A 6,631-nucleotide genomic window follows, 5' to 3' on the forward strand; every position below is an offset into this window, starting at 1 on the left:
CTGAAGAGGTCCTCCGGTGCAGTCGGCGTCAGTCCCGGACCCGAGTCGCGCACGGCGACGAGCACGTCGCCCGCCTCGGTTGTCCCGGCGCTGACCAGTACTTCCCGCGACCTTTCGCTCATTGCGCTCATCGCCTCGAGGGCGTTGAGGATCAGGTTGAGGATCACCTGTTGCAATTCGACCCGATCTCCTCGGACCGCCGGCAGGCCATCGACGAGTTCCGTCTGCACCAGGACGCCGTTCTTCATCGCTTCGCTGCGGGTAAGCTCGATCACCTCGCGGATCGCCGCATTGATTTCCACGCATTCATCGCGGGGCGGCGCCCCTTTGATGAGAGCGCGAATCCGACCGAGGACGGCGCCTGCCCGGTCGCCGTCTTTGACAATGCAGTCGAGCGATTCCCGGACCTCGTCCAGGTCCGGCCGGGGAGCGCTGAGAAAGCGCAACGCCGCCTGAGCGTTGGTGACCGTAGCCGTGATCGGCTGGTTCACCTCGTGGGCGATTGAAGCCGTGAGCTGCCCCATCGTCGCGACGCGGTTCGCATGCGCCAGCAGCGTCTGGGTCTCGCGGTAGCGCTGCTCGCTCTCGCGCGCCTCTGCTTCCGCCTGCTTGCGCTGGCTCAAATCGAGCACGAAAGTGACATTTTGGTTTCCTCCGTCTTCGACCGTCGCCGAGCCCAGCAGAATGGGGACTCGGCGCCCGTCTTTCCGGAAGTATTCCTTCTCAATCGGCAGCCGGACCCCAGTCCGTTTGTGCTCTTCGATCCATTGTGCGTCGCGCTCGCGCCAGTCCCGGGGGGTCAGATCCTTCCAGTTGATGCGGCCCGCCGCGAGGTCCTCGCGGTCGTATCCGACGATCCGGAGAAACGCGTCATTGGCCTCGAGAATCCGACCATCGAAGTCCCCAACGAAGACGCCGATAATGTTGGCTTCCACCAGCCGCCGGATCTTCGCCTCGCGTTCCGCCAGATCCCGGTAGAGATGGGTGTTGTCCAGCGCGATCGCCGCCTGAGAGGCAAGAAGCTTCAGCACCACGACCCGGGCGGGCGCAAAGACGTGGGAAGCGAGCTCGTTCTCCAGGTACAGAACCCCGATGAGCTTGGCCTGATTGATCAGCGGTAGGCAGAGGATCGAACGAGGTTGCTGCTCGCGGAGGTAGGTGTCCGCTGAAAACGGATTCTCAGCGGCGACGTCTTCGAGAATCACGATCTCCCGGGTGCGCAGGACATAGTGGAGGACCGACTCCGGCAACCCGGCCGCGGTCGCAGTCTCGTCGCGCAGCTGCACCGTGACAGTGTCGCCGCTCGTGATCGCCTCCGCCGCGATCCGCCGCTCATCCCCGCGCAGCAGGATCATTAGTCCACGCCCAGCCCCGGCATGCTCGAGGGCGGCGCGCATGAGCGTGTCGAGCAGCTTGTCTAGCATGATCTCGCTCGACACCGCTTGCGATACCTTGATGACCGTCGCGAGATCAAGCCGTTCCACGGCCGCCCCGACTGTCGAGGTTGGATCGGATGCAACCGCTGCTTGGCTGAGGTGGGGATAGAGCTGATCGAGTTGTCGCACCTTTCCGTCCGCGCCCCAGCTCATGAAGCATCGACGGGCGTTTTTCAGATGAGCGTCAGCGCTCGTTTGAAAGTTGCGTGCCCCGCAAAACCATGCAGCGCGCTCGTGGGCTAAGCCTTCGTTCTGGATAAAACCCTCGTTGCGCGCAAGCCTGATGGCCTCCTCGTAGAGACGCAACGCATCCAGCTCGCGGCCTTCGAGGCGCGCGATTTCGGCCCCAACCAGTGCCGCTCGGTTGGCGAAAGTTGCCGGACAGTTCTTAGCCCACACCACGAGCTGCTCGTAATGATCGGCCAGCGCTTGCAAATGCTGCGGCCGCTCCTCAGCCGAGGCCAAGTCGCAATGCGCAGCCCGGGCAAGCGCCCCGAAGAAATGGTATTCCGCCAACTCAAATTGCGTTGGAGCCGTCCACATAAGCGGCGCAACTTTCGACATAGCCGCGATTGCAGATGCGTCGTTGTTGGCGTAGACGCTGGCTTGCAGCTTGCGAATCCAATACCAGCATGCGCCAATCGCCAGCTGGGGATTGTTCAGGAGACGTTCCTCGAAGCGGCCTTCGTCGAACCCCGCGTCATTGAAAGAAGTGAAGTTGGCAGTCCGTCCGCGGAGCATGCGGATAAGCTGTAGCTGACCGGCGATGCAATCGCTGGCAAGGCCAAACCCGACCTTGCGCGCGAATTCGAGCCCTCGATCGGCCTCTTGCTCGACGTCACTGAGCAAATCAGACGTGGCGATACGGTTTGTGACCAAGTCGATGCAGCTATAGGCTGCATACGAGATGTCGCCAGACTCCTTCGCTACCTCGAAGGCGCGTCTTAGGAAGGCGCGAGACATTTGCAACGGCTGGGTCCATTGAGCAACATGGACAGCAAAGACGAGGTAAACGCGGGCTCTGAAGCGGTCGAGCCCATGTTTCTCGACCAGATCCAGGCCAAGCCTGCCGAAACTAAACCCTGCCTGGTATTCTCCGAGGTACGTGCCCAGGACGCCGCCCAGCCACGCATAAGCAAGACATGATCCATCGTTGTTGCCATGCCCGAGGCTAAGGGTCGCCATCCGGCTGACAACGAGACGGAACAGATTCAAGTCAGTGAATAGCGCCGGAGACGTGAGCACGGTGAGCACGTCCATGGTCGCGCAGCGGTCCGGGTCTCTCATCGGCGGCATATCAAGGAGTCCTTCGATCGGCGTGGACCGCAGCCGCTGACTCAATCGATCATACTCCTGGCGCACCTCCTCGGCCGTTGCGCTAAGCGACCATTGGCCATCAATCCGCCGGAGATACTCCAAGCCCACCGCAACAGCGCGGTCGCTCTGGTCCACCGTCGTGTAGAGATTGATGCCTAGGCAGGTGATGGCGGCAGAGTCGACAGTGCCGCGAGCGAGCGTCGATAGGACGGCGAGCCGCTTCTCCGCTGACGCAAGGTCACCGAGCAAATATTCGCACTCCGCCGATTTGAGCTCGAGCTCAAAGATGATGCGGTAGCAGCGCCTCCATCCGGTCTCCTGCAGCAAAGCTCGGCCGGCTGTGAAGTACATTAATGCGGCGTTGTGGGCCGCCGCGGCCTTGGCGCGCTTGCCCGCGATTAGGTTCAGCTCGGCCAAGTCGTCGCGCTCGTCTTGACCAACGATCAACGCCGCGGCGCGGTTGAGCTGACTTACGATCTCGAATATTCGCTCCTCACGCTTCTCGGGGGGCGTCTCAGCAACGAGACGCCGACCAATCCTCAGGTGCGCCGCTGCGAGCTCGTCCTCCGGAATGAGCGCATAGGCGGCTTCCTGCACTCGGTCGTGCACGAACCGGTACGAGTCCGGAAGCCGCTCGACCAGCTCCTGCCGTACTGCGTCCCACAAAGCCGCATGGATCTCACCTTCAGAGGCCCCGAGGGCTATCGCGAGCGATGTGTTGTCGACGACATTGCCCAGACATGCCAGGTCCTCGAGTGCTCTACGCGTTGCGGGCGCCGCGCGGGCGAGCTTTCCGACCATGAGGTCCACGACGTTGTCGGCGTAGCCTTTGGCGCGAATGCGCTGAAGATCCCAATTCCACCGCTGCGCCTCAGGATCGAAGGCGAGCAGCCCTTCGTCGGCGAAGGCGTGGAGAAATTGAATCGCGAAGAAAGGATTGCCGCCGGTCCTCGCATACACAAGCTGCGCCAGCGGCTCGGCCCAGAGCGGGTCGCAGTGCACCGCGTCGGCGATGAGTTGTCTGACGTGTTCGGGTTGCAGCGGGGCAAGCTTGATCTCGCTGACATTCGCCCCAGAGCTGCGGATCGTCGCAAGCTTGCGCGCGAGCGGATGCGCGGCATCGACCTCGTTGTCGCGATAGGCGCCGATCAGCATCAGATTGCGCACGTCCGCCTGGGTCAGGACATCCTCGATGAGGTCAAGCGTTGCAGCGTCCAGCCATTGTAGATCGTCGAGGAAGACGGCCAACGGCTGCTCGGGCCGCGCGAAGACGCCGATGAAACGCCGCATCGTGAGCCGGAACCGGCTTTGCGCCTGCTGCGGCTCGAGTTCGGGAACCGGGGGCAGCTCGCCGACGACGAGCTTGAGTTCGGGGACGAGGTCGACGAGGAGCCGGCCGTTTGGGCCCAGCGCCTCCTGAAAGGCCCCGCGCCACCTCGCCAGCTCCGAGTCGTTTTTGGCAAGGAGCTGCCGCGCCAGCGTGCGGAAGACCTCGGCCAACGTCGAATAGGGGATGTCGCGCTTCAACTGGTCGAACTTGCCCGAGGCAAAGAGGCCGCGCGGCGGCACCAGGGCCTTGTGCAGCTCGTTCACCACCGACGACTTGCCGATCCCGGAGTAGCCTGACACCAGGACGAGCTCCGGCTGGCCTCCGCCGACTACGCGATCGAAGGCCGCGAGCAAGGCTTCGACCTCGCGCTCTCGCCCGTACAGCTTCTCGGGGATCATGAGCCGATCGGGCATGTCGCGTTCGCCCAGCGAAAACGCCTCGACGCGGCCATGCGCTTCCCACTGCTCAAGGCAGTGGCGGAGGTCATGCACGAGGCCCGCGGCCGTCTGGTGGCGCTCCTCGGCGGGCTTGGCGAGGAGCTTCAACACAATGTCGGAGATCGGCGCCGGAATCGCAGGCGACCGCTCAGCTGGTGGCGTCGGCTCGCGCGCGATGTGGCAGTGCACCCATTCCATCGAATCGGCGGCGGTAAACGGCAGTCGCCCGGTCAGCATCCGATAGAACGTGACGCCGAGGGCGTAGAGATCGCTGCGGGAATCGATCGAGCGGTTCATCCGCCCGGTCTGTTCCGGCGCCATATACGCGAGCGTGCCGGCAATGATCTCGGGCGGCTCCGGCGCTTGGCGTTGACGCCGCAGTCGCGAGGCGACGCCGAATCCGGTGAGGCGCGCCCCGCCGTCGGCGCAATTCACCAGGATATTGGCGGGCTTGACGTCCTTATGGACTAGGCCCCGCTGGTGCGCACGTCCGAGAGCGGCGGCAATGTCAATGGCCAGGCGCAAGAACCGCCCCGTTTCCATTGGCTCGCCGAGGAGCCGCTCGAGCGGCTCGCCGCCACCATCCTCACGCAACAGGACGGTCCGGCCGCCTTCGCGCACGATGTCAAGCGGTCGCGCAGCCCAGGCCGTGTCAAGCTCATCTTTCAACCCGTATTCGTGCGCAAGGCGATCGAGCGCCACCGGCGACTGATGCTCCGCCACGGGAAACTCGATCAGAACCGCGGCAAGGCCGCCACCCGCGTCGCGGCGTCGCCCGCGGCAGAGCGCGCGCTCGGAGTCCTCCCACAAAATCTGCAGGTCCCTCACCCCAAGCGCATCGAACTTCAAGGGAAGGCTCAACCGCCGGACTCCGCCCACGGCCCCACAGACGATTGTGCCGATTAACCAAACGCGGCGCAACCTGAGTGTCCTTCGGGTTTCCTTTCGGGTCGCCGCGCGCTCTGGACTGGACGGGCTGAGTGAGTGGGAACTTCCGCTTTGCGCAAAAAGCGGCCATTACCCGACGCCGTCGCGAACGGGTCAAATTGAGAGGTCATTTGTTGCACGTGGCGACATCGGCCGCTCGAACCCGACCGTTGAAACCGCGCGGCGTGCCTTCAGCACACCGAGGCAGCCATCGCTTCTACACGTCCGCCTTGCGGGGACCGGAGCGGCGCACGATGTCTTCGATGTCGCAGCGACGGATGCCGATATCGCACAGCTCATAGTCAGAGAACTGAGACAATTCGCGCACCGTCTCTCGGTACCGCCGCCAAGCGTTGAACTTCTGCGAGATCATTTTGAGGGTGTTCATATCGACTCCTTTTCTGGCGCCAGGCGCCTGCTGGGCCGCAAATCGATCGTTGCCGGCGCGCGCGGCGGCCACACGGCGCGGTCGACAAAGTTTACCGCGAAGGCTCGCTTCAGCGGGGCATCATCGTCGCCCGTGTTCCAGAACTCATAGGAAGCGCGAGCGGCCTTCGCTCTCGCATCTCGCTGCATTTCGGAGATCGTCGAGGCGATGACAAAGCCATCGAGCTTGCCGTTGTCGGCGGAAGGCGCCGGCGCAAGACGCATGGCTCTATTCGGCATGACTCCGCTCCTGACTTGTGGACGTGACAAATTCGGCCTCGGTGGCGCGGAAGACGAGCTCCAGGAGGACGCCGGTGGGCGTACGTATGAAGAGACGCCGTTCGCCAAGCTCCGGCAGATTCATCTGCGAATAGGGTATGGAGAGCCGGTCGAGCTTCTGCCGCATCGCCTCATGGTCGTCGAGGCGAAAGGCGACGTGATCGATCGTCTCGCCGGACCGATCGACCGGGCCGCCTGGGCCCGGAATGAGGTGTACGATCGGCTGCCCGGCGGCGTAGAGCCAGTAGCCGGCAAAGGGGAAGGCCGGGCGGTAGCCGGCCTCGAGCCCAAGGACGGTTTCGAAAAACGCCTTGGTTCCCTCGAGGTCTCTGGTCCGTAATGTTACGTGGTCGAGCATGGCGCACTCGGTCGACGCGGTTTCCCTTTTGAAATTATAATCGCCCGGCTGCTGCGGCGCGACAAAACGAATAATAATCGAAAATTCGCCGATATTGTCAATCGAGATGCGGTAGCTTAGT

Annotated in this window: 4 protein-coding genes; all 4 read right to left on the minus strand. The window is 63.3% G+C overall.

The features are described from left to right. Positions 1–5,339: trifunctional serine/threonine-protein kinase/ATP-binding protein/sensor histidine kinase (locus tag ACLP25_RS24230; protein ID WP_442471683.1), on the minus strand; the 5,339-nt coding region annotated here is incomplete at its 3' end. A 325-nt stretch (positions 5,340–5,664) separates the two neighbouring features. Further along, positions 5,665–5,835: a DUF1127 domain-containing protein gene (locus tag ACLP25_RS24235; RefSeq protein ID WP_442471680.1), complete on the minus strand. Its 171-nt coding sequence runs from the start codon at positions 5,833–5,835 to the stop codon at positions 5,665–5,667. Next, complete coding sequence (locus tag ACLP25_RS24240; protein WP_442471681.1) at positions 5,832–6,113, minus strand: hypothetical protein; 282 nt, start codon at positions 6,111–6,113, stop codon at positions 5,832–5,834. The genes ACLP25_RS24235 and ACLP25_RS24240 overlap by 4 nt, the downstream gene beginning before the upstream one ends. Beyond that, positions 6,103–6,631 (minus strand): VOC family protein (locus ACLP25_RS24245; protein ID WP_442471682.1); only part of this gene is annotated, 529 nt, incomplete at its 5' end. The genes ACLP25_RS24245 and ACLP25_RS24240, both read right to left, overlap by 11 nt.

Origin of the sequence: Roseiarcus sp. (assembly GCF_052145395.1) — a bacterium.
Lineage (GTDB): Bacteria > Pseudomonadota > Alphaproteobacteria > Rhizobiales > Beijerinckiaceae > Roseiarcus.